At 49.2% G+C, this 22,671-nt stretch carries 21 protein-coding genes; 3 read left to right on the top strand and 18 right to left on the bottom strand.

What is annotated here, in order from left to right:
- Positions 1 to 404 precede the first annotated feature (404 nt).
- On the top strand, positions 405 to 1,184 hold the full coding sequence (locus CBW42_RS08540) for an IS3 family transposase (RefSeq protein ID WP_108721056.1): 780 nt from the start codon (positions 405 to 407) through the stop codon (positions 1,182 to 1,184).
- A 13-nt stretch (positions 1,185 to 1,197) separates the two neighbouring features.
- Here the strand turns inward: CBW42_RS08540 and CBW42_RS08535 are convergent, their stop codons facing one another.
- The 8 genes from CBW42_RS08535 to CBW42_RS08500 form a co-directional block, all read right to left on the bottom strand.
- Positions 1,198 to 1,935 carry a hypothetical protein gene (locus CBW42_RS08535; RefSeq protein WP_087019989.1) on the bottom strand — a complete coding sequence of 246 codons (738 nt, stop codon included), beginning with the start codon at positions 1,933 to 1,935 and terminating at the stop codon, positions 1,198 to 1,200.
- 151 nt (positions 1,936 to 2,086) lie between these two features.
- On the bottom strand, positions 2,087 to 3,214 hold the full coding sequence (nagA, locus tag CBW42_RS08530) for an N-acetylglucosamine-6-phosphate deacetylase (RefSeq protein ID WP_087019986.1): 1,128 nt from the start codon (positions 3,212 to 3,214) through the stop codon (positions 2,087 to 2,089).
- Positions 3,215 to 3,233: 19 nt separating this feature from the next.
- Positions 3,234 to 4,073: a MurR/RpiR family transcriptional regulator gene (locus CBW42_RS08525; protein WP_087019983.1), complete on the bottom strand. Its 840-nt coding sequence runs from the start codon at positions 4,071 to 4,073 to the stop codon at positions 3,234 to 3,236.
- A gap of 15 nt (positions 4,074 to 4,088) precedes the next feature.
- The gene (locus CBW42_RS08520; RefSeq protein WP_087019979.1) at positions 4,089 to 4,976 is read right to left on the bottom strand and encodes an ROK family protein; all 888 of its coding nucleotides are present in this window, start codon (positions 4,974 to 4,976) and stop codon (positions 4,089 to 4,091) included.
- Between the two features lie 146 nt (positions 4,977 to 5,122).
- Positions 5,123 to 5,572: a YhcH/YjgK/YiaL family protein gene (locus CBW42_RS08515; RefSeq protein WP_087019976.1), complete on the bottom strand. Its 450-nt coding sequence runs from the start codon at positions 5,570 to 5,572 to the stop codon at positions 5,123 to 5,125.
- Positions 5,569 to 7,089 (bottom strand): sodium:solute symporter, encoded by a 1,521-nt coding sequence (locus CBW42_RS08510; RefSeq protein WP_087019973.1) that lies wholly within the window; start codon positions 7,087 to 7,089, stop codon positions 5,569 to 5,571. The genes CBW42_RS08515 and CBW42_RS08510 overlap by 4 nt, the downstream gene beginning before the upstream one ends.
- A 45-nt stretch (positions 7,090 to 7,134) precedes the next feature.
- On the bottom strand, positions 7,135 to 8,055 hold the full coding sequence (locus CBW42_RS08505; protein WP_087019970.1) for a dihydrodipicolinate synthase family protein: 921 nt from the start codon (positions 8,053 to 8,055) through the stop codon (positions 7,135 to 7,137).
- A 43-nt stretch (positions 8,056 to 8,098) separates the two neighbouring features.
- A complete protein-coding gene (locus tag CBW42_RS08500; RefSeq protein ID WP_087020008.1) occupies positions 8,099 to 8,785 on the bottom strand; it encodes an N-acetylmannosamine-6-phosphate 2-epimerase in 687 nt (228 codons plus the stop codon).
- A gap of 278 nt (positions 8,786 to 9,063) precedes the next feature.
- On the opposite strand from CBW42_RS08500, the gene nagB reads away from it, so the two are divergent.
- Entirely contained in the window at positions 9,064 to 9,795 is a 732-nt protein-coding gene (nagB, locus tag CBW42_RS08495; protein ID WP_087019968.1) for a glucosamine-6-phosphate deaminase, read from the top strand.
- A gap of 451 nt (positions 9,796 to 10,246) precedes the next feature.
- Here nagB and CBW42_RS08490 read toward each other — a convergent pair whose 3' ends face one another.
- The 6 genes from CBW42_RS08490 to CBW42_RS08465 all read right to left on the bottom strand — a co-directional run bounded on the left by CBW42_RS08490 (position 10,247) and on the right by CBW42_RS08465 (position 18,255).
- Positions 10,247 to 11,983 (bottom strand): class I adenylate-forming enzyme family protein, encoded by a 1,737-nt coding sequence (locus CBW42_RS08490; protein ID WP_242969834.1) that lies wholly within the window; start codon positions 11,981 to 11,983, stop codon positions 10,247 to 10,249.
- A gap of 229 nt (positions 11,984 to 12,212) precedes the next feature.
- The gene (locus tag CBW42_RS08485) at positions 12,213 to 13,727 is read right to left on the bottom strand and encodes a hypothetical protein (protein WP_087019961.1); all 1,515 of its coding nucleotides are present in this window, start codon (positions 13,725 to 13,727) and stop codon (positions 12,213 to 12,215) included.
- Between the two features lie 412 nt (positions 13,728 to 14,139).
- On the bottom strand, positions 14,140 to 14,538 hold the full coding sequence (locus tag CBW42_RS08480; protein ID WP_087019959.1) for a YbaN family protein: 399 nt from the start codon (positions 14,536 to 14,538) through the stop codon (positions 14,140 to 14,142).
- Complete coding sequence (locus CBW42_RS08475) at positions 14,535 to 14,870, bottom strand: nitrous oxide-stimulated promoter family protein (RefSeq protein WP_087019956.1); 336 nt, start codon at positions 14,868 to 14,870, stop codon at positions 14,535 to 14,537. Before CBW42_RS08475 ends, CBW42_RS08480 begins: the two co-directional genes overlap by 4 nt.
- Positions 14,870 to 16,525, bottom strand: coding sequence for an amino acid ABC transporter ATP-binding/permease protein (locus CBW42_RS08470; RefSeq protein WP_242969833.1), 1,656 nt, complete (start codon positions 16,523 to 16,525; stop codon positions 14,870 to 14,872). The genes CBW42_RS08475 and CBW42_RS08470 overlap by 1 nt, the downstream gene beginning before the upstream one ends.
- Entirely contained in the window at positions 16,522 to 18,255 is a 1,734-nt protein-coding gene (locus CBW42_RS08465; RefSeq protein WP_087020002.1) for an ABC transporter ATP-binding protein/permease, read from the bottom strand. The genes CBW42_RS08470 and CBW42_RS08465 overlap by 4 nt, the downstream gene beginning before the upstream one ends.
- Before the next feature lie 178 nt (positions 18,256 to 18,433).
- Here CBW42_RS08465 and CBW42_RS08460 point away from each other — a divergent pair, with 178 nt between their 5' ends.
- The gene (locus CBW42_RS08460) at positions 18,434 to 19,216 is read left to right on the top strand and encodes a ZIP family metal transporter (RefSeq protein WP_087019953.1); all 783 of its coding nucleotides are present in this window, start codon (positions 18,434 to 18,436) and stop codon (positions 19,214 to 19,216) included.
- Positions 19,217 to 19,428: 212 nt separating this feature from the next.
- Here CBW42_RS08460 and CBW42_RS08455 read toward each other — a convergent pair whose 3' ends face one another.
- From CBW42_RS08455 to CBW42_RS08440, 4 genes are all read right to left on the bottom strand, one after another.
- Positions 19,429 to 19,707, bottom strand: a complete 279-nt coding sequence (locus CBW42_RS08455; protein ID WP_087019950.1) for an HU family DNA-binding protein — start codon at positions 19,705 to 19,707, stop codon at positions 19,429 to 19,431.
- Positions 19,704 to 20,492 (bottom strand): nucleoside triphosphate pyrophosphohydrolase, encoded by a 789-nt coding sequence (gene mazG, locus CBW42_RS08450; RefSeq protein WP_242969832.1) that lies wholly within the window; start codon positions 20,490 to 20,492, stop codon positions 19,704 to 19,706. The genes CBW42_RS08455 and mazG overlap by 4 nt, the downstream gene beginning before the upstream one ends.
- Positions 20,493 to 20,531: 39 nt before the next feature.
- Positions 20,532 to 22,109 (bottom strand): putative polysaccharide biosynthesis protein, encoded by a 1,578-nt coding sequence (locus CBW42_RS08445; RefSeq protein ID WP_087019945.1) that lies wholly within the window; start codon positions 22,107 to 22,109, stop codon positions 20,532 to 20,534.
- A gap of 95 nt (positions 22,110 to 22,204) precedes the next feature.
- On the bottom strand, positions 22,205 to 22,609 hold the full coding sequence (locus CBW42_RS08440; RefSeq protein ID WP_087019942.1) for a zinc ribbon domain-containing protein: 405 nt from the start codon (positions 22,607 to 22,609) through the stop codon (positions 22,205 to 22,207).
- Positions 22,610 to 22,671: the final 62 nt, after the last annotated feature.

The following is a 22,671-nucleotide window of genomic DNA, read 5'->3' as shown; positions in this document are numbered from 1 at the left end:
GAAGCTACGATAAAGATTTTAAAGAAGACATTGAAGCTCTCAGATGAAATCGGAGCAAAGAAGGCGGCTGACCACTTGGAATCCCTACAATAGTCACAACCTGGCGAGTAAGCGAAAGAAATACGGAGATCAGGCATTTGTAGGAAGTGGTCATAAACAACTGCCGGCAAGCGAGCAGGAACGAAGAATGCTTGAGCTGGAGAAGAAGTCAAAGAGCTCCAACGAGCTAACGATATACTTCAGGAGGCTCTGGTTTTTCGCAGCGCGCCCGAAGAAAGTAAAAGCACATGAGCGATACCGCTTTATCCACTCTATACAGACAGATTCAGATAAGGAGTGGAGTGTGGAACTATTATGCAGAATTCTTCATGTAAGCGAATCTGGATATTATCGATATCTGAAGAATCAGTAAGCCGTCTAAGGACGCGCTTTCGGCGGCAATAGACAGGATTATGAATGAATCCGATTATAATGACAATTACGGCGTGGAACGAATGCAGCTTGCCTTGGAGCAGAACGGATTCCACACAGGAAAACGTAGAATCAGGCGAATTATGCACGAAAAAGGTCTGATTCACGGCAGACCCAGACGTCCGCATGGTTTAACACGCGCTGCCACCGAAATTCAAGAGGAGGAAAATCTGATCAAGCAGGATTTTCGGGCTGATACCCCGTATCAAAAACTGCTGACAGATATCACGCAGATCGGCTGCCTGGACGGAAAACTCTATATTTCCCCGATTATGGATTGCTTTAACGGTGAGATTCTTTCTCTTCAGATGGATGACAATATGCGAAAAGAACTTTGTATCAATACACTCAAGGCAGTTGCCTGCCGGTATCCGGTTCGAGGCGCGACACTTCATAGCGATCGCGGAAGCCAGTATACCAGCGAGGCGTTCAAGAAAAAACTTTCTGAATATGGTATGCTGCAGAGCTTAAGCGGTGTGGCACACTGCTACGATAACGCCCGAATGGAGAGCTTCTTCGCAACTTTGAAGAAGGAACTGCTCTATAGAATTCCTACTTACCGAATGCCAATGGCGGAGGTTAAATCTATTATCTTTCGATATGTGTTTATCTACTATAATCGGAAGCGAGTATATACGTCGAATCCCTTAGGGCTTCCACCCGCTGTTTATAAGACACATTACCACAATATGTATCATTCATCTGCTGCTTAAAATTTGTGAGTTTTTAGACTGCACTTTTCTTGACAATTCCAAACAGCTGCGAAACACACTGTGTTCTCGTGGCTTCATTCGGCATTGCTGCCAGTTCTGTTGTCTTCTTTGTTTTTAAATCCAGAGAGACGACACGATTTGTTGCCTGTCCGTCCATTTTTCCGGCTCCCACATAGAGCACCTGATCCTTCAGAGCCGCAAAGCCATCGGAAAATGTAAATGGCAGTTCGCCGACGGTATCGACGGTAATCTCTCCGGCATCATCCGCCTTTACAAGCAGCACCTGGTTGCCCTTTCCTTCTGCCGTACTTCCGCCAACATAATAAATGCCATCGTCCGTCGTGATCGAAACACCATACGAAATCTCATGATCCAGCGTTGTATGATTCACCTCAACCAGCTGACCATCTTCCTGCTTCAATACATAAATATCCGGGTAGGACTTTTTTGCGCCGCCGAGTGCCGGGCCATCTTCCGGGAAATTCGCGCCGCCACCGACGACAACATATCCGTTGGAAATACCCGACAGCATGCCTGCCGTTCCCTTATTTGTCTTCATGCCCTCCTGAGGTGCGAGATCACCCGCAAACTCCCATAAAATTTTGGATACTGTTCCGTCCCTGGTCTCTGTCTGACTTCCCTGCGCAGCGGCCGCATCATCTGCCGCTGTATTTTTCTCTCCGGCACATCCTGCCATCGAAACCATCAAAATTCCAGCCAGTACCATCGCTGTCAAACGATTCTTTTTCATGTGTCTCAACCTCCTGTTACCGTTCTTACCAAGGTGCATCTGAGAAGTCGAAGCTCTTGCGAAAGATTTGTGATCTTCTTTGTTTCCAGATAGCGTCTCATTCCGGGGAATGGATTTCCCATTTCATCTGTACCATACTGCATAAACACAGTTACAGCACTTTGCCGTCCTTGATGACGGCCTGAAGATTCAATTTTTCATCCAACAGCACAACATTTGCCTTTTTGCCAATTTGAATCGAGCCGTACTTATCATATACGCCCAGACATTTCGCCGGATTCATTGTCGCGCAGGCAACTGCTGTTTCCAGCGGGATATGCATTTGTTTCACTGCAATGCGCATACAATCCATGAGATTGGTGACTGAACCAGCCAGTGCTCCATCTGAAACCAATGTCGCACGGTTGCCCGTTACGTTGACGTCCAATCCGCCCAATGTATAGCGCCCGTCCGGCATACCAGCAGCGCGCATGCTGTCACTAATCAAAACAATACGATCAGCTCCCAGCATACCAAAGGTCGCACGCACGACAGCTGGATGAATGTGCACGCCATCACAAATCAGCTCTGCCGTTACATGTGCACAATCACATACCGCACCAACCACGCCCGGCTCCCGATGAGTGAAGGGCGGCATGGCATTGTATAAATGTACAACATGACTTGCTCCCGCAGAAAATGCCGCCATTGCAGTGTCATAATCTGCATTGGTATGTGCGAGCGAAATGGTTACCTTGTCTTTCATCTGCTGTATGAATGCACGGAAATCAAGGTTTTCCTCCGGTGCAATACCGATCAGCTTCACCAGCCCGTCCGAAGCATCGAGGAAACGCTGACAGCATCCGATATTGCATGGAATGATATTGCGCGCATCTTGTGCACCCTTTTTTACCCTGCTGATAAATGGGCCTTCCATGTTCATGCCAACCAGATCAGCGCCCTCCGCTGCCGGTTCTCTGCGATATGCAGCGGCAACGGAAAGAATATGCTCCAGCTCATCGGCTGGAAGTGTCATGGTCGCCGGCGCAATAGCAGTAACGCCGATCGATGCCTCATACCCGGCAATCTGTGAGATCGCTTCCTGCGTTCCGTCACAGATATCATACCCCATACAGCCGTGAAAGTGCATGTCAATCAAACCAGGAATCGCATAACAACCCCCTGCATCGATTGCCGTAGGATCGTCTGTTTCGGATGCAAACACATCGTTTTGTATCCGGATTTCTCTGCATGCAAAGGTCTTTTGCTCTGTATAAACCTTTGCGTTTTGAATAATCATTGCCTGCCTCCTCTCCGATTTACAATATGGTATGATGCTTGGATTTTCCATCCGTGAGTGCACGCAGCGTATCATCATGCAGGAGCTCTTTTTTTCCCTTATCCAATTCTGCGTAATACGAATAAATGACATCCAGCATCAGGAGAATCGGAAACTGCGGAGAAATTACATTGCCATGATTCAGATATTGTAGCGATGGCATAACCATAACCTCTGTACAGAATTCATGGAAACCCTCTGCATTCTTCGCAGTAATCAGCACGGTTCGCGCCCCTCGTTTGCGTGCTTCCTGTAACAGATACAGTACTTCTTCTGTCTCTCCGCTGATGCTGATACCGAAAACCAGACTATTCTTGTCCTGGAACACTGCCTGCATGCGTATCAGATCGCTGTCCTGCAATGAATCGATGTCCACACCAATCCGCATAAAGCGCAGTTCCATTTCTGCGGCAGCATGACCAGAGCTTCCGCGCCCACAAACCAATACGCGGCGCGCGCTGCTCAGGTATTGTCCGATGCGGGCAATCTGTTCCTCATTGATGAGACTATATGCCTTATTCAGCAGTTCCTGATACGAATTCAGAATCATCCGCGTATTCCCGGTCATAGATTCCTGCTTTTCCACAAAAGTCACTTCGTATTGATATACAAACTCCCGATATCCACGATAGCCGCATTTCTGCGCAAAACGGGACAGGGATGCTTCCGATACATACAGCCTGTCAGCCATTGCCTTGGAAGACAAATCAACCTTTTCCTGATTGTGAATAAAGAAATCAGCGATGCTTTTTTCGACAGTGGTAAACTTATCGTAATTTTTTTCGATAATTGGAACGACGGACTTTACATAATATTCCATTGGAAATCCTTTCTTTTATTCCTCGCGGCGATTTCTAAAATGATAAAAAGCGCCGAGCATTCCCGCATTATTTTTATGTTTTGCAAAAGTTATTTTTATGCGAGATGCAATGCTGTCAATCAAATACTGATTGACGGAAGCCTGTATTTTATCTCTCAGATATGCCTCCTGCGCCATAATGCCGCCACCAAGGACAACAGTTTCCGGATCGATCACATAGCAGATATTGGCAATGCCCTGTCCGAGCACGTCAACCATTTCATCTATGGCATTGCAGCAGAGGAGATCTCCCTGCTCTGCCTGCTCAAAAATGCGGTATCCGCTCCAGTTTTCCTCCGGTTCCTGCTTCCGGCTTGCAACCTTTTTTGTCAGCGCACTTGCTGACCCGAGTGTCTGAAAATCGCTGCCACGCAGATGCATGTAACCGACTTCACAGGCACTGTTTGCAGAGCCGTGAAATACTTCTCCATTCATAACGATACATCCGCCGATCCCTGTGCCAATTGTCAGCATAAGCATCAGCCTGCTTCCCTGAGCGGCTCCGGATGTGTACTCTGCCAGTCCCGCACAGTTCACATCATTTTCCACTTCACAGGGAATGCCAAATTGTCGTTCCAGCGTTTCTTTGAATTTTGTTCCGGTATATTGCGGAATGAGCGGCGCAGAATAAAAAATTTCCCCTTTTTGCGTGTCAACCATTCCCGCAGTCGAAATGCAAATGCCACAGATGTCATCTGTCTGACAGGCTTGACGGACAATATCTGTCACCTTTTCCAGAATAGCAGGGCCGCCCTTCCAGGCTTCTGTCGGCATTTCACTGCGCGTTACAATCACTGCATTTTCGGTAACGACACCATATTTCATTGCTGTTCCCCCGATGTCAATACTGATATACTTTTTCATCTCTGCACCTCTACACAATTTTGTGTATTATATTATAGTGTACAATAATCGCTGTCGTAATTCCATACGCAATATGTTATGATTCATAACATAGGAGAGCGAACCAGATGGATTATTCTCGTTCGCCCTCCCCGTGCGTATGTAATTTAGATGCGAATCTTAAAGATTGCCTTCTTTAAGGAGCCCGGCTCACCTGCCGCTACTGCGGTGCGATGTCCGTCACTCGGATAGCAGATCAGAAAATCGCCGTCGCAGAGAACCACGGAGCTGTTTTTTTCACCGTCCATCGGTACAAAATCGTCCTTCTCCACGTAGTCCTTCATCTGCATATTCTGAATGAAATTGAGGTCAATCTGTTCTGTTCCATGCAGCATCAGATGCAGATCCAGATACTGCTGATGCGCTTCCCAGAAACGATTCTCCGGTGCTGTTGTGGTGTAAGCAACGATATTGACAAACAACTGCTGTCCATCGATTTCATAACTGCCCGTTTCATAGTCCGACAGATCATGCGACTGTGCATAGGCAAAACACGCTTTGATTTGCTGATCCAGGAACGGATACTCGTCCAGATTTTTTATATTTCCAAAAATCATGCTGCATGCTCCTTCGTCTGATAAATCGTCGTATTCGGTGCCGGTTCAGAGTAGTCGCCCTTGATCTTTCTCCAGATCATGCTTGCCGGAATACCGACAACGAGAGATACCGCAATGGAAATGATGGAATAAGACCAAATGGATACTGCTCCTGCGGGAGCGAAGTACTTAATACCAACCATGACGGCAGACGATGCGATAAAGGCCAGCGTTGCACCAAAGGTATTGGCAACCTTCGTAAATGCGCCGAGGATAAAGGTACCGATCAGGATGCCAAGTACCAGACCCATAAATCCATTGAACCACTCATATGCCGACTTGATTCCGCCATTTGCCAGTACAATGGATACAACGATAGCAAAAATACCGACAATCAGAGAGACATACTGACCAATTTTGGTCTGCTTTTCAAAGCTGAGTTCCTTCTTCGTCAGGCGTGCCTGAATATCCAGTGTCCAGCTTGCCGCAACAGAGTTCAGTCCAGTGGACAGAGTAGACTGCGATGCTGCGTAAATCGCTGCCAACAGCAGACCGGTTACGCCGACCGGAAGCTCAAATGCGATATACGATGCAAAGATCTGATCCTGTGCAGCTGCCGGCGGCAGTGCATTCTGCTGATAGAAGACATAGAGACCGGTGCCGATCAGATAGAATACGGTTGCGATAAAGATAGACAGTGCACCGTTGGTCAGCATCATCTTGTTCAGCTTCTTCGTATCTGTCGTGGTTGTAAAACGCTGTACAATATCCTGGCTGGATACATAAGAACCCATGGTATTAAAGCCTGCACCAATAATCATCAGGAATACGCTGTCCTTGAGCAGATTGATGTCAAAAATCGGCTGATCTGCCGCAAGGAATTTGCCGCCTGTGGTGAGCGCTTCTGTAATCGCGCCAAAACCGCCGTTGATATGCGCAATCAGGAACACCAGCGAAGCTGTAACGCCAATCAGCAGAACAGAGCCCTGGATAAAGTCTGTCCAAAGTACCGATTTCAGACCGCCGGTATACGAATAGATAATGGCAATCACACCCATGATGACAATGAGCAGATTGACGCTGATGCCAGTCAGATTGCCGAGCACCATGCACGGCAGATACATGATAATTGACATGCGTCCAACCTGATAGATGATAAACATGATTGCGCCGAGCACACGAAGTCCTTTGCTGCCAAAGCGAAGCTCCAGATAATGATATGCGGTATCAATATCCAGCTTACTGTAAATCGGTAAGAAGAACTTGATGGTGAGCGGGATAGCGAGCAGCATGCCCAGCTGGGCAAACCACATGATCCATGTTCCCGCATAGGAATTTCCTGCCAGCGACAAAAATGAAATTGGGCTCAACAGGGTTGCGAATATCGATACGGATGTAACCCACCACGGTACGGTGCCGTCACCCTTGAAGTATTCTTTTCCCTTCATATCCTTTTTTGCGAAATGAAGACCGGCGAGCAGTACTGCGCCAAGATATACAATCAAGATGACGAGGTCAACGATAGTAAATCCTTGCATGCCTTTCCTCCTGATTCTCTCTCAAAAAACTGTAATCTCGATGTTTTATGCCAGAAATGCCGCTTTTGCATCGCGGATCATCTGTGCAGCTTCCGTGACAATTGCCATATCACTGTCAATCAGAGCCGGAAGCGGTTCCCTGACTCCGCCGAGCTCCAGTCCCTCGTTGATTTTGAGGATTTCCTTGATTACAGCATACATACTGCCGTGTCCCGCACACATCTTATAAATAATGGCATTTACTGCATACTGGATTTCACGAGCCCGTTCCATGTCTCCGGCTCTGACAGCCTGATCCATCTCAAGAATGAGCTCCGGCATGACACCATAGGTTCCGCCGATGGCGCCTTCCGCACCGATGACACGTCCGCTGATGAACTGCTCATCGGGGCCATTGAAAATAATGTAATCTTCGCCAGCTTCCTGCTTGAACATCTGAATGTCCTGAACAGGCATAGACGAATTCTTAACACCGATCACGCGCGGATTTTTGCGCATTTCTGCGAACAGATCCATCGTCAGTGCAACACCTGCGAGCTGCGGGATGTTGTAAATCACAAAATCGGTATTGGGTGCCGCCGCACTGATGTCATTCCAGTACTTCGCAATGGCATATGTCGGCAGATGGAAATAGATCGGCGGGATGGCTGCGATTGCATTGACACCAACGCTTTCCGCATGCTTTGCCAGCTCCATGCTGTCCTTCGTGTTGTTGCACGCAACATGCGCGATAACCGTGAGCTTTCCCTCTGCCGCCTGCATCACATTCTCCAGAATGATCTTTCTGTCCTCCACACTCTGGTAAATGCACTCGCCGGATGAGCCGTTGACATACACGCCCTTCACGCCCTTGTCGACAAAATACTTTGTCAGTGCCTGCACACCCGCCGGGCTGACATTCCCTTCGCTGTCATAGCATGCATAAAATGCGGGGATAACACCCTTGTACTTGTCCAGATTTTTCATATCTACTGCTCCTTTACTGTTTTTACATAAAAATAGAATGACTCTACTTTAATGCCTCTGTAAATGTTTTTGTGATAAGCTGCGGCCGGGTGATAATCGAACCGACCACGACGCTGAATGCGCCCAGCTCAATGACACGTCTTGCTTTTTCCGGTGTATTGATGTTGCCTTCCGCGATAACCGGATGCTTTGCGTTTGCAAGAATCCGGCGCAGAATCGCAAAATCATCCGCTTCAATTTTTGCCCCTTTGCTCTGTTCGGTATAGCCAACCATTGTTGTGCCGATAAAGTCAAAGCCCAGTGCATCCGCATGCAGCGCTTCTTCTACCGTCGAACAGTCTGCCATCCAGAGCTGATCCGGATACTTTTCCCTGACTGCATGGAAGAAGTCATCCAGTGTCACACCGTTCGGGCGCAGGCGTCCGGTTGCATCGACAGCGATAATCTCCGGTTTTACTTCCATCAGCTCATCGACTTCCTTCATTGTCGGCGTGATGTACACACGACTGTCCGCGTAATCCCGCTTGACAATACCGATGATCGGAAGATCTACCTGTGACTGAATCTCCAGAATGTCTTCTTTTGTATTTGCCCGAATGCCACATGCGCCACCCTCTCTGGCCGCCAGTGCCATTCGTCCCATAATATAAGAAGAATGCAACGGTTCATGCGGAAGAGCCTGACAGGATACGATCAGCTTCCCTCTCAGTGTTTCTACTCTCTCATTCATTGTCATCGCCTCCTTGATCGATGGTTTCAGTATATCTTTTGCAAAAGAAATTTCAATATTTTCAAACTGTTCAGAAAGTACTTTCACACTTTTCTTAAATTCTCCTTTGAAACGACCGATTTTCGCGCGCGCTTTTTAGGAGATTTGCACAATTTTTTGAGACTTCTTTCTGCCTTTTACGTGGATATTGCATTTAATTTGCGGATGATTATACTAAAAGACAGGAATATTCCGCAAGTAAATACCAACTTTACATGCCAATCAAAGGAGACCAACTTATGATTATTTACAAGGCAAAGGACTATCAGGACATGAGCCGTAAGGCTGCCAATATTATCTCCGCACAGGTCATCATGAAGCCAAACTGTGTACTCGGACTGGCGACCGGCTCTTCCCCGATCGGCACATATGAGCAGCTGGTCGAATGGTACAACAAGGGAGATCTTGATTTTTCTAAAGTCACAAGCATCAACCTGGACGAATATAAGGGACTTGGGCCGGACAACGAACAGAGCTATCGCTACTTTATGGATACCCATCTGTTCAACCATGTCAATATCAACAAATCCCGCACCTTCGTCCCGGATGGTCTGGCGCAGGACACAGAAAAAGCCTGCGCTGAATATAATCAGATTATCGCGCAGGCAGGTGGTATCGATTTGCAGCTGCTCGGACTCGGCAGCAACGGACACATCGGTTTCAATGAGCCGGGTGCCGTGTTTGAGCAGGAAACACATTGCGTCGACCTGACGGAGAGCACCATTGAAGCAAACAAGCGCTTCTTCTCCCGCATTGAGGATGTACCGCGTCAGGCGTACTCCATGGGTATTAAGAGCATCATGCAGGCAAAAAAAATCCTTGTGATTGTCAGCGGCGAGAGCAAGGCCAATGCGCTGAAGCAGGCGCTGCATGGCCCCATCACGCCGGCGTTGCCTGCCTCCATTTTACAGCTGCATAACGATGTAACATTTGTTGCAGACGAAGCTGCCATGTCTCTGCTGGATGTATAACCGCAAAACAGAATTCATTTCTGTTTCCCCACTTTTGCGGATGCCGAAAGCCAGAACCACATTCTTCCTTTCCTATTCCTTCTATCTGTAATCGGCTTTCGGTTCTGATTTTGTTCTGTTTTTCCTCCTATCCTGTATCGTGTAATTCTCTCCATACATCTCTCCGATAAACAATCCAACACGAATCGGGAAAACCTGCCCCCGATTCCATTGCAGATGTGGACGGAATTTTATTCCATTGAGCAGAACAGCGCAGCGGATCGTATAGCCTCAACCGTCAGGTCTGGCGACGCAAAACAGCCCGCCGAGGGAAGTTTCTTCCTTCGGCGGGCTGTCTTTTGATTTACGTAATCTCTGCGCCGGGTTTTGGTATCACAGCATGAAATCACGCACATGGTTATCCCGCAATGCAACACAGGGCAGGGAAACCCTGTCCTGTGTGCGATTCATTTTAGTTTTTGTCAAATGTTCCGTTGCGAATATCTTCTCTCAGTCCAATGCGATTGGTCTTGTAATGGAAGAACGGGCGTTCCGGTAAAACAATGATATCTACCGGCTGCATGTAGTCCTCCAGACATGCAGCGACCGCATCTTTGATATCATCGACGGTGTAACCATCGTTTAATACAACAAAGAGGTATGGAACAAAGCAATGATGATGCTCCGGATCCTCCGTGATGACGAAGAATTCATCATCGATTCCTTCGATTTCCGCATCTGCCAGACGATTTTCCATCGGCAGCGTCGCGAGCTCGCCGCCTCCATAGCGGGTTGCACAGCCTCTGGTCAATGTATAAATGGTTCCATCCTCTGTCATATACCCGATGTCACCGGTATGCAGCCAACGTCTGCCGTCCGAATGCAGCTTAATTACCTTTGCAGTTGCTACCGGATCATCATATCCGAGCATCGTGCCCGGGCCGCACTGACAGATTTCTCCCACCGTGTTGTAAGTCAATTCCTTATCTGTGCCCGGCTTGAAAACCGAAATATCCGTCAGCGGCAGCGGTACGCCAACATTGCCGTTTCCGATCGGCTGTGCCGTCATCGGCAGCGTCATATTCGAACCGGCTTCACTACAGCCATAACCAGTCGTATACCGAACATGACAGTTGTGGTCATCCAGGAATTTCTGTGCGCGCTTGAGCTGAATATTATTGTATGCCTCACAGCCGGCTCCTGCCGAAATCAGATGCGAAAGGTCATAATCATCCGGTACACGGCCATTGCGCATGACCAGCTCAATAAACATCGGAATATGCGGCCAGCAGTTCGGACAATACCGCATGAGTTCGAGGTCAACATCGTTTACATCGACAAACGGTGACAGAATCAGCAGCTTATTGGATGCGAGCGGCATCAGCAGCATGGAAACGACAACTGCGACGAGCGCCGGTGTCAGATGGGTCATCAGCCACGTCGGACGGAACTGACTGGATGCACCATAAAAATTCATCTGCTGAACGATTGCAAGCATGGTGTAGGCGGAATGGATCACCTGCTTAGAGGGGCCGGTCGAGCCGCTGGTATAGGCGCGGAACAGCGGACGGTTGATGTCGCGCGGTGCCGCAACGACACCTTCAAAATCTTCTCCGAGCTTCAAGAATTCATCCCAGGATATTGTACACGGACCATAGGCGGGATGACTTGTATACAGAGAATCCAGGTAGTTCCAACAATAATCCGGTATTTTCATTCGGTTTGCACTGTGCAGAGGACTCAACAGAACGGCTCCGCGGATTCCGGCACCAGTGCGGTACGCATTGAAGTTTTTATGGGATAAAAAATCATGGGCAAAAATCATTTTAGCGCCCGATTTTTTGACAGCTGCGACATTTTCTTCAATGGTATTGTCGCGGCAAAGCAGCGAGGCACCGATCTGCTCCGCTGCCAGCAGAAGGTACATAAATTCCGGTACAGCGCGCAGGAATACCGGAATCTCATCCCCCTCGCCGAATCCGATTGCTCTGAGCGCACGCGCTGTTTTGTCAACCTGTTCATATACCTCATGCCATGTGATATCTGTCCCATAATAATGCATCGCTACGACAGATTCCCCTGGACACTGTTCTTTTAAATATTCACATACGGTGCTTTCCGGAACTCTGAGTCCCTCAACCATCTCCGTCGGATAATACTGCATCCACGGACGGTCTACGCTCGGCTTTCCTGTTAATGTTCTGTTCATCAAATGTTCCCCTTTCTTTTCAGAGAGACTTCCCGCTCTCTTGTTGCCAGAAAATTTCTATTTTTCTGCCATAAACAGTTTATCACAAAAACGCAGGAATAAAATTGAATAAAATGGACAAATTCCCAATCGCAGCTTTTTCACAAGAAAAAGCTGCCTGTTGTTGTCCAAATGACAACATCAAGGCAGCGCTGGTTTGTGTTATTTTACACTATATTTTTCCAGTTCATTAACAGTATTCCAGCAAATCCGAGGCGTTTTCTGTATTTATACTGGCAATTATTTCAGTTCTATGTATCATCTGTCGAATAAAGGACGCAATTTCCTCGTGGTCGGAAAGGCTCATATCATCTTGATCTGACCAGATGATTTCAAAGAACCGTTCAAAGATCATTTTCATCTCCGGATGATTCAGAACAGCAAGGTTGTTCTTGCCATTTTCCGTATTCAATCTCATATAACAAAAGGTATCCGACAGAAAAATACTCTGTGTGACGGCATACTGAAAATCGGGCACCGGGCTTTCATGGATCAGCCGGAAATGCATTGTGTCCTGCTCTGTACACAGCTCCAGTAAATACTTCAGATACCGTATTCTCTGTTGTAAAGTCAGGGAAATTTTGTGGTCAAAAAAATCAATCTCACTTTCGACCGCCAGATTGGAAAAGGCAATGCGATGGAAGATGACTTTAATGCGGGTTTCCTCCATGGCTTTTTTTGTAAGCCGGTGGAGATTCCGCAGCATTTCCTTGTCAAGCCCCTCTTCTGCTTCGATTTCTGTCTGTTCCAGCAGTTCCTCGAACAGATCATCCGGCAGGAAATGCTCTGTCATCTGGCCGATCATCCAGCGTTGATGCAGTGCAAGTATGGAACGGATGTAACCGTTTCCGTTGACCATGTCCGCCATGGTTGTATCACGATACAGCAGCATTTCTCTGGTGCACAGATTACGAATGCTGTCATACAATGGATTGCAGTTATCTGCTTCGCTGCTGACAGTTACCGACATGCAGCGGTTGGGAGCCGTCAGTATGCCGCTTATCATGAAATCATCTTTTACTGTAAAAAGCATCCGCCCGGCAGCCTGCTTTCCTTTGTATAAATGAAAGTCAAGACCCGCCTCTTCCTTCATCATGTTAATCAGGAAAATCGGATCATAAATAGGATCTATTTTATCCGGCGACAGATCAATCATCAGTGAAAAATGAACATCGGGATAGGAATGATACGGCCCGCGCGGGATATTTCCCTGAATAATCTGGATTCTGTATTCATGTGCCAGTGCAAGCAAATCCATCTGCGCCATAATATACAGCCTGCTCACCCGTCGGAGAACCGGATGATGCATTTTGGAAATATACTGTGCCGGGTTCAGATCGACAAAGAAAATGGTTTTTGGTGCGACAGAGGAGCCATATAGCCTTTGCATGTCCTGTACATAGTCATATTCCGCCTCCAGATTGTCGAAAATGACTTGTTCCAAATCTCTTTTATTTGCAACCTGATAAGTTTCATACAGCGTTTCAATCCCCACTGCGGAACTCAGCCGGACAATCTCACTGCTGATCCGCTGCAGCACATTCCGCTTTGTTTTTTCGGCCGGAAGCATCCGCCCACTGATCCACTTACTGATATAGCTGACATCATATTGCAGTGCCTTGGCCAGCGCTGCATTCTTGATCTCGGCCAGATTCATCAGCTGTTCTAATATCTGGCTAAAACGATTTTTTTCTTTTTCTGGCACGGTCCCCACCCCCTGGTATGATATAAATCAGCAGATATCGATCCGTTCTTTTTACGAGTATGCATTCCATCACAATTGCTCTGTACCGGTCTGCTGATATATTCTTCTATCTTTCTTTTAATCGCCTGTTTTTCCAGCCTGTGATGGATCCTCCTGCTCCCCAGGCTGTATCAGGTCATTTTTGCGATATACGTTTTTTATTATACCATAATCCGGGAAAAAAGAAAGATAAAATTATGCTCACTTTTGTAAAATGATACGTGATAAAAAATGAATCCAACAAAATCCCCCCTGATGCAGGATAACAAACACCACATCAAGAGGGGGATATCATTCTATCAGCAACCGGAAAGGAAAGACAGCCAGAGATTATGCATCCGCAAAAGAAATGGGCATATCCTCCGAGCCGCAATCAATCCGCCAGCTCTCCCGTTTTCTCTGACTGCAAGGTCTTGACACCAAAAAGAAAGTAAATGAGATGAAATACCCATACGCAGGCCAGTACAATGCATCCCACAGGAACCTGATGCATCAGGATAAAGCCGATGCTCATCAGGATAGTCACCGTGACCATAATACGGATTTTGGTTTTTCTGGTCATTCCCTTCCCCTGTACATAGCTTTCCAGATTGTCCTTATAAAGTCTGGTTCCAATAAACCAGGTATGGAGCCGGTCAGAGCTTTTTCCAAAGCAGAAGGCCGCCAGCAACAAAAAGGGAAATGCCGGAAGCAGAGGCAGCACTTCCCCCAGAGCACCCAGTCCCACACCCAGACAACCCAATATACGATACACAATCTTTTTGATGTTCATTTTTTATTCTCCAATCGTCTCTTTTCTTTTTGTGTTTCCACGACATGCCGCACCACTGTGATCGGGTGACGAAACATCATTCGCGGTCCGGAAAACCGCATGACTTCACGGATTTTTTCGCGCATTTCCGGCTGATAGCAATGCACTTTGCAGTTGGAACAGAAGGTTTTGTTCTCCATAAAGGGGCATGTATCGCTGCATTGCCGTGCATAAGCATCCAACGCAGCACAGTCGGAACACAACTTCCGGCCGCCGTGATTCTTTTTGCAGTACAGGGCAATCATCTGAAAGACAAGTGCCTTCTCCCGCTCCCGCCTGGTCTGGATATCCATCAGCTCATCCTCCCATGCTCAACGGAATAAACCTTGTCCGCAATCCGCATAGTAGAAGCCCGATGCGATACCAGCACAACGGTTTTGTCCTGTCCCTCCTCCCGCTGGGAGCGAAGGATTCCCGCCTCATTCAGGCTATCCAGATTGCTGGTCGGCTCATCCAGCAGCAAAAACGGAGCATCGTGCAGAAAAGCTCTTGCGAGCCCCAGCCGCTGGCGCTCACCACCGGACAAGGTATCACCCAACTCACCCACCGGAGTGTCATATCCCTTTGGCAATGTCATGATGAAATCGTGAACAGAGGCCTTTTTGCAGGCTGTGACAATTTCCTCATCGGTGGCATTCAGTCTGGCAATCCGCAGATTATTTTTAATGCTGTCATGAAACAGATGAGTTTCCTGCGTGACAAAGCTCTCCATGTTGCGTAAATTCGCAGTGTTGATATCGTTTACTGTGTGCCCGGACAAACTGACCTGTCCCTTCTGCACTTCCCAGAAACGCATGAACAGCTTTAACAGGGTGGATTTGCCGCTGCCGCTGCGTCCCACAATGCCAACAATCTGATTGCGTGGAATCGTTACAGAAACATCATGCAAAATGGTCTCTTCTCCATAGGCAAAGTATACATTTTGGGCATCTGCACCGGTAAATGCAATGTCAGCGTGCCCCGTAACTTCCTTTGCCACTGGCGTTTCCTCTAGAATATCCAGTACCCGATTGCCTGCTGCGAAGGTATTTTGCAGTGTGCTGCCCAGATTTGCCAGGGCAACCACGGGACCAAACGAACTCATCAACGCCACAGTAGGAATCAAAATGCCGTCAAAACCAACCAAGTGCTGTTGACAGAGTCCGGCGGAAGCAAAAAGCATTGCCAGATCAAATGCCAGAATAATGGTATTGGTACAAGCAGTATTGCGGCCTGCAGTTCGCTTCATGCGTTCCTCGTCTCCGGCAAGTGCATTGGTGCGACGGTTCATTTCTGCCAACCGCTTTTCTCCCTGACCGTACTGCTGGGTCTCTGCCAATCCCCGAAGGCTGTCCAGCACAAAACTGCTCAGATCGCCCGACCGGGTGCGGAATCTCATGCCATCGTTTCCGCTGTATTTGGATGTGATAAGCGGCACCACCACGCCCACCATCAGATAAGCAGCCAGAGCCAGCAACCCCAGGCTCCAATGATACTGCCCGATAAACAGGCACAAAATCATAGAAAACAGGGTTGCAATGGCGGCCGGAGAGATGGTGTGGGCATAGAACACCTCCAGCAGCTCGATGTCCGAAGTAATAACAGAAACCAAATTGCCTTTATCTTTGCCTTCCAGTTTGGCAGGGCACAGACGGCGCAGCGCCTGAAATACCCGATCCCGGATCAGAGCCAACAGTTTGAACGCAATAAAATGGTTGCAAGCCTGCTCTCCATAGCGCAGCGCTGCCCGCAACAACGCAAATACCGCCATACTCGCAAACAAAACTGTCAGATTCAGAGACGTTTCAAATCCCAAAACATTCAGCACGGCATATCCGCCAAAAACAGTGAGAAATGCAGCACATAAATGACCGATCAGTCCCATGGCAATGGCGAGAATCATATATGCCGTCAGGGGCTTTACCAACCCGATGAGCTTTCGCATCACGGTAAATCCACTTCTTTTCATGCCAGTGCCTCCCTTCCGTAATTCTCCAGAGCCTGCTGAGCGTTCCATAATCTGGCATAGTAGCTGCCTGCGGAAAGAAGCTGCTCATGCGTGCCGTTTTCCACCACCCTGCCGCTATCCATTACATAGATACGGTCCGCATCGGCGACATTGGCAAGACGGTGGGAAATCAGAATAACGGTCTTGGTTTTCGCTAACGTATGAATCTGAGTCATAATATCATTTTCACTTTCCACATCAATATTAGAAGTGGCTTCATCGAAGAAATATACCGGACTGTCGTGGAGTAATGCTCTTGCCAGAGCAAGTCGCTGACACTGTCCTCCCGAAAGATTGGATGCCTTTTCCGCAAGCTGGGTATCAAGCCCTTGCTCCCCTCGCAGAAAATCCGCCAGGTTCACCTGTTCCAGCACATTCCACATGGAATCTTCTCCGGCATCAGGACATCCCATCCGCAGATTTTCCCGGACAGTCCCTTTGAACAGGTAGCTCTGATGGCTGACATAAGTAAAGTTTTTCAGAAGACTCTCTTCTGAAATTTCCGAGAGCGGCACGCCACCTACAGCAATGGAGCCGACATAACTTCTGTTTCTTCCCATAAGGATAGATGCAGCCGTGGACTTGCCACAGCCGCTTTCCCCCACGATAGCGGTAAAACTGCCCTTGGGGAAAGACAGGTCAATACCCTTTAAAATCTCCCGCTCCGGCTCATAAGAAAAATGCAGGTTTTGACAGCATATCGAACAGTTGTCAGGGACTGATCCGGTTTTCTGCTCTGGTTCCGGCAGATCCAGCAGCCGGAAAATCTTATCCGATGCCGCCATACCGTTCATGGCAATGTGGAAAAAGCTGCCCAGCTGACGCATGGGAATAAAGAAATCGGCGGCAAGCAGGATAATCGCAAGGCAGCCGCCCAATCCCACATGGCCAGCCTGGAACTGCGTCACCGCCATGACAATCCCCGCTGCTGCACCGCCATAGGCGATCAGATCCATAATGGTGATGGAATTGAGCTGCATCGTCAGCACCTTCATGGTGATGCGGCGGAATTTTTCCGACTCCGCGTTCATCTCCCGGTTTTTAAACGCATCCGCCTGATAAATTTTCAGCGTGGTTAAACCCTGCAAATTTTCCAGAAATGTGTCACCGAGGGCCGTATACTGGTTCCAATATTTACTCAACAGCTTTTTCGCCCAGGTTTGCACTGCAGCAATGGCAATGGGAATCAGAGGCACGCACACCAGCAATACAATTGCGGGGGGAACATTTACGAAGCACAGCACGAGGAACAGCGTCAGCGGCGCCAGCATAGCATAAAAAAACCGGGGCAGATATGCACCGAAATATGTCTCCAACTGATCCACACCTTCTACCGCCACCTGTACCACTTCAGAGGTCTGAACCTGTTCCTTATAAGCGCTGCCCAGCTGCAAAAGCTTTTGATAGATTTTCTCCCGCAGGATCTTTTTCACCGCCCGGCTGGACAGATATCCCATCCGCGCACACCCTATATTACATACAAACTGGATCACCACTGCGCTGATGGCAATCACAACCGCAGTAAAAAGATCCTTGCTTCCGGCACTGCCCCGGTACATCTGTTCCAGCAGTTGACAGATCACCCCAATCATAGCGATATTGGCCGCCAGCGAACACCATTGCAGGGCTACATTTCCGGCGATATACTTTTTGCTTTCGCTGACCGCACCGATCAGCCGTTTGTTCATCATCATTATGTTATCTCCGTTTCAGATAAGTAAGCGGGACTGCGTTATTGACAAACAGGCAACTCAATGCTATGATTATTTTAATTAGCACTTACTAATCAAGATTTCGTCTTCATGAATTGTCTTTTCGGGGACGCTGATTGCTTTCATACAGATATTGATAGGAAAGGCAGGGAAATCCATGACATTACAGCTTTTACAGGGGATATTTCTCCCCTTTTTGGGGACCGTTTCCGGTTCGGCCTGTGTATTCTTTTTAAAAAATGCCATGAGTGACCGTTTACAAAGAGCCCTGTCCGGCTTCGCGGCAGGCGTTATGGTGGCAGCCTCCATCTGGAGCCTGCTGATTCCGGCGTTGGATCAGGCGGAACATATGGGGAAATGGTCGTTTTTCCCAGCTGCTGCAGGATTTTGGCTCGGTATTTTATTTTTGCTTCTGCTGGATCATGTGATTCCCCATCTGCATCGGAATGCAGATCAGGCGGAAGGTCCGAAAAGCAATTTGCAGCGCACAACAATGCTGGTGCTCGCGGTAACGCTGCACAATATTCCGGAAGGAATGGCAGTAGGTGTAGTTTACGCCGGTTATCTGACCGGGAATACCGGTATCTCGGTCATGGGTGCCCTGGCACTGTCACTCGGCATTGCGATCCAGAACTTTCCGGAGGGTGCAATCATCTCCATGCCGCTGTGGGCGGAGGGTGTCAGGAAACGAAAAGCCTTTTCCTATGGTGCCCTGTCCGGCATTGTAGAGCCAATCGGTTCCCTTCTGACCATCGCAGCAGCCAGTCTGTTGGTTCCGTCAATGCCATATCTGCTCAGTTTTGCAGCCGGAGCCATGCTCTATGTCGTTGTAGAAGAGCTGATCCCGGAAATGTCCGCAGGACAGCATTCCAATGTAGGGACTGTGTGTTTTGCCGCAGGTTTCAGCATCATGATGATACTGGATGTGGCGTTAGGCTGATTGTGCGGGGATCTTCCGTATACCGTATAGGAACATCGTCATCGCTTCCATCGTCCTTTCCAACTCATTATATTTTGTCAGAAAAAATGTGGCTGCTTTCTCGAAGAAAGCAGCCACATTTGCATATTTATCGGCATCCACGCAGTGAAATGGATATATTGTCTTATTTTCTCCCGGACACCTGTGTAAACGTGCTGGATACCCGTTTAATCTCAGGACGGATTTACCTTCTCTTTCAGCTGTTTCGCAGGCTTAAATACGGGAACCTGTGCCGCAGGTATTTCAATCTGTTCGCCGGTAGACGGCACACGCCCGGTACGCGCAGCGCGCTCCCGGGTCTCAAATACACCGAAACCACTCACAGAAACCCGTTCTCCCTGTGCCAGCGCATCGCTCAGGCAGCGGAATGTCAGATCGACGATATACTCCGCATCTTTTTTGCGGATGCCGGCGCGTTCGGCAACCATTGCGGCAAATTCAGACTTTTTCATTCCCTGCTCTTTCCCTCGTCCCAGAGAGCATCCATTTCGCGCAGCGTCATGTCTTCCAGTTTCTTTCCCTGCGCCGCTGCTACGCGTTCAACATAGGAAAAACGGCGGATGAATTTTTCCGTCGTCGCATTCAAGGCACCCTCCGGATCGGTATCCGCAAAACGTGCGACATTGACAGCGGCAAACAGCAGATCGCCGATCTCTTCAGGCAGATCGCCGTCACCATTTACTGCACGCTTTACTTCATCCAGCTCCTCCTGTACCTTGTCCAGCGCGCCGCGGATGTCATCCCAGTCAAAGCCAACCTTCGCTGCCTTGTACTGCACTTTCTCCGCACGAATCAGGGCGGGCAGACTGCGCGCAACACTGTTGAGCGTGTCCGTCGTGCTCTTCTGCCCTTTTTCTACCTTTTTGAGCGCATCCCAATTGTTGAGGATTTCCTCAGTGGACGCGACATCTACGCTGCCAAAAATATGTGGATGACGATAAATCAGCTTTTTACAGATGCCGTCCGCGACATCGTCGATGTTGAATGTCCCCTTTTCCTCCTCGATACGGGTGTGAAAAACGACCTGAAGCAGCACATCGCCCAACTCCTCCCGGAGCAGATCGACATCCTCGTTATCAATCGCCTCACAGACCTCATAGGTCTCCTCAATGAAGTTGCGGCGGATGCTGTGATGATCCTGCGCCCGATCCCACATACAGCCATTTTCACTCCGCAGAATTTCCATGATCTTCAGCAGATCCTCAAACTGATAGCGTTCCTTTATTGTAAAATCCATAATGATTGATAAAAGTCCTTTCTGAAATTGATTACGACGTCACAGCCGCAGCAGCTGTGCCAGCCGTTCCCCGCCCGGCAGCGGCAGAACATCCTCCGCCGTCAGTGCACGCAGTCCAACCAGCAGAATCACATACAATGGGATTGCCGCGCAGATGGAAAGCACGACGGCAGGGCACAGCCCAATATACGGCAGCAGCGCCAGATACATCCGATATACAATTACTGCCATGCCACAGGACGCCAGCAGCGGGCGAAACACTGCCTTTCCAAGCGGCGGCAGCCAACCTGTCAGCCGAACAATCGACATAAGATTGAGCAGCAGGATGATCGTATAGCATACCAGCGTGCCAATGGGCGCTGCTGAAATGTTGTACTCCGGCATGCCAGCCAGCCGAAAACTGACCGCAAATTTGACCGCACATCCGATGGCAGACGAATACACCGTCAGATCGGGGCGTCCAAATGACTGCAAAACCGCAGTGGTCACAGCAGACAGCCCCACCAACGGTTCTGCAATTCCGAGCAGGCGCAGCAATGGTTCCGCTGTCAGGACGCCGCGCGGCTGTGAGGCAAACAATACGCGGAGCAATGGGCCGGACAGCACAAACAGTCCTGCGCCGCACGGCAGACAGACGAGCAGTGTCAGCCGCAGCGAGGACGTCGTCAGGCGGCGCATCTGAATCGTATTCCGCCGGGCATGTGCTGCGGACAGCGCGGGAAGCACGCTGACAGATACCGAGTTGGACAGCGCCTGCGGCAAATTGAACAGTGTCATGGCCATACCGGTGTATGCGCCATATGCCGCCACGACCTCCTCAGGGGAAAATCCGGCGGCGGGCAGGCGACGATAAATCACTGCCATATCAAGAAAGCCCGACGCCGTCATGACAGCCGCTCCCAGCGTGACAGGCACCATCAGGCGGAACAGTTGCGGCAGGACGGATGGCCCATTTTGCCGGATATGCAATGCCGGTCGAACCCCGCGCCGCGCACTCCAGAGCAGGTAACACGTAGCGGCCAGTTCACCGCAGCTCACGCCGATGACCGCACCGACTGCGGCGCCGGTTATGCCAAACCCTCTGTCCAGAAATGTCCAGGCAAGCGTCAGACCCACCATGAGCTTTCCTATTGCCTCCGCAACCTGAGAAATTGCCGTTGGAACCATGTTGCCTGTTCCCTGATACCAGCCGCGCAGTGCCGCTTCCAGCGTGACAAAGAAAACGGCAGGTGCGATGGCAGCAAGGCAGTATGCCGTGTTAATGGATTCTCCAAACAGGCGGCAGATCATCGGCGCAAAGGTAGCGAGCAGCACCGACATCGCCAGCGCAAGCGCGCCAAACACGGCTGCGGCATGTACGACAACCGCCTGTGCCCGCCTGCGGTCGCCCAGCGCAAGCGCCTCGGATACCAGATGCGACTCCGCAACGGGAAGGCCGGCCGCACATACGACGAACAGCAGTGAAAAAAACTGCATCGCAAACGAAAACAGCCCCATGCCGCTGTCGCCAATGAGATTGGTCAGCGGCACCTTGAACAGCGCGCCGAGCAGCTTGACGACAATGCCGGACACAAGCAGTGCCATCGCACCGCCGACAAAGCTTTCCCTTTGTTTCATCCCCACGCCTCCCTTGTCTTCCTATGATAGACAAGGTATGACGCAAGTGCAGACATTAGAAGCCGAAGCGGATGGTTTTCCTGTGTACCAGTGGGTTACAGCTGTGCACCGCAGCTGCTGCAAAACGTGTCGTCCGGCCCGCATTCTCTGCCGCAATTCGGACAGGTGACCGTCGACTTGACCTGGCTCAACTTTTCGCGGATTGCAGCAATTTTATCCAGCTTTTCATCAATGAGCTCCAGCTTGATCTGCATTTCATCCTGATTTCCCGTCGTGCCGCTGTGCACGGCATAAACCATTTTGCCGATTTCCTTATACAGGATTTCAATTTCTGTGTTCAGATCGAAAATCCGGAGATTCAGCCGGGTCGCCTCCACCACATTGCTTGCGGTCTTTCCGGCTGTGCTGGCGGCCTGCGTCGCAACCCGCCCGGTACGGTTGGCAAACAACTCTGCGGATACTCTGGCTTTTTCGAGAAAACTATTCACTTTCTTATCCATGATAAAGCTCCTTTCGCGAAAGCGGACTGACAGCCGGCTTTCGTATTTCTTTGTTGCGTCAG

The sequence above is a fragment of the Butyricicoccus porcorum genome (assembly GCF_002157465.1).
Classification (GTDB): Bacteria; Bacillota; Clostridia; order Oscillospirales; family Butyricicoccaceae; genus Butyricicoccus_A; species Butyricicoccus_A porcorum.
Note: the sequence above shows the minus strand (reverse complement) of the source record. Positions and strands in the feature narration are given on the sequence as shown.

Bases quoted from the DNA above. Each gene is read 5' to 3' on its own strand.
- CBW42_RS08500 (WP_087020008.1), bottom strand. From the start codon at position 8,785: ATGAATGAGAGAGTAGAAACACTGAGAGGGAAGCTGATCGTATCCTGT.
- CBW42_RS08515 (WP_087019976.1), bottom strand. From the start codon at position 5,572: ATGATTTTTGGAAATATAAAAAATCTGGACGAGTATCCGTTCCTGGAT.
- CBW42_RS08525 (WP_087019983.1), bottom strand. From the start codon at position 4,073: ATGGAATATTATGTAAAGTCCGTCGTTCCAATTATCGAAAAAAATTAC.
- nagA (WP_087019986.1), bottom strand. From the start codon at position 3,214: ATGATTATTCAAAACGCAAAGGTTTATACAGAGCAAAAGACCTTTGCA.
- CBW42_RS08490 (WP_242969834.1), bottom strand. From the start codon at position 11,983: ATGAACAGAACATTAACAGGAAAGCCGAGCGTAGACCGTCCGTGGATG.
- CBW42_RS08480 (WP_087019959.1), bottom strand. From the start codon at position 14,538: ATGAACATCAAAAAGATTGTGTATCGTATATTGGGTTGTCTGGGTGTG.
- mazG (WP_242969832.1), bottom strand. From the start codon at position 20,492: ATGGATTTTACAATAAAGGAACGCTATCAGTTTGAGGATCTGCTGAAG.
- CBW42_RS08475 (WP_087019956.1), bottom strand. From the start codon at position 14,870: ATGGATATCCAGACCAGGCGGGAGCGGGAGAAGGCACTTGTCTTTCAG.
- CBW42_RS08460 (WP_087019953.1), top strand. From the start codon at position 18,434: ATGACATTACAGCTTTTACAGGGGATATTTCTCCCCTTTTTGGGGACC.
- CBW42_RS08465 (WP_087020002.1), bottom strand. From the start codon at position 18,255: ATGATGAACAAACGGCTGATCGGTGCGGTCAGCGAAAGCAAAAAGTAT.
- CBW42_RS08445 (WP_087019945.1), bottom strand. From the start codon at position 22,109: ATGAAACAAAGGGAAAGCTTTGTCGGCGGTGCGATGGCACTGCTTGTG.
- nagB (WP_087019968.1), top strand. From the start codon at position 9,064: ATGATTATTTACAAGGCAAAGGACTATCAGGACATGAGCCGTAAGGCT.
- CBW42_RS08440 (WP_087019942.1), bottom strand. From the start codon at position 22,609: ATGGATAAGAAAGTGAATAGTTTTCTCGAAAAAGCCAGAGTATCCGCA.
- CBW42_RS08520 (WP_087019979.1), bottom strand. From the start codon at position 4,976: ATGAAAAAGTATATCAGTATTGACATCGGGGGAACAGCAATGAAATAT.
- CBW42_RS08455 (WP_087019950.1), bottom strand. From the start codon at position 19,707: ATGAAAAAGTCTGAATTTGCCGCAATGGTTGCCGAACGCGCCGGCATC.
- CBW42_RS08535 (WP_087019989.1), bottom strand. From the start codon at position 1,935: ATGAAAAAGAATCGTTTGACAGCGATGGTACTGGCTGGAATTTTGATG.
- CBW42_RS08505 (WP_087019970.1), bottom strand. From the start codon at position 8,055: ATGAAAAATCTGGACAAGTACAAGGGTGTTATCCCCGCATTTTATGCA.
- CBW42_RS08470 (WP_242969833.1), bottom strand. From the start codon at position 16,525: ATGAAAAGAAGTGGATTTACCGTGATGCGAAAGCTCATCGGGTTGGTA.
- CBW42_RS08510 (WP_087019973.1), bottom strand. From the start codon at position 7,089: ATGCAAGGATTTACTATCGTTGACCTCGTCATCTTGATTGTATATCTT.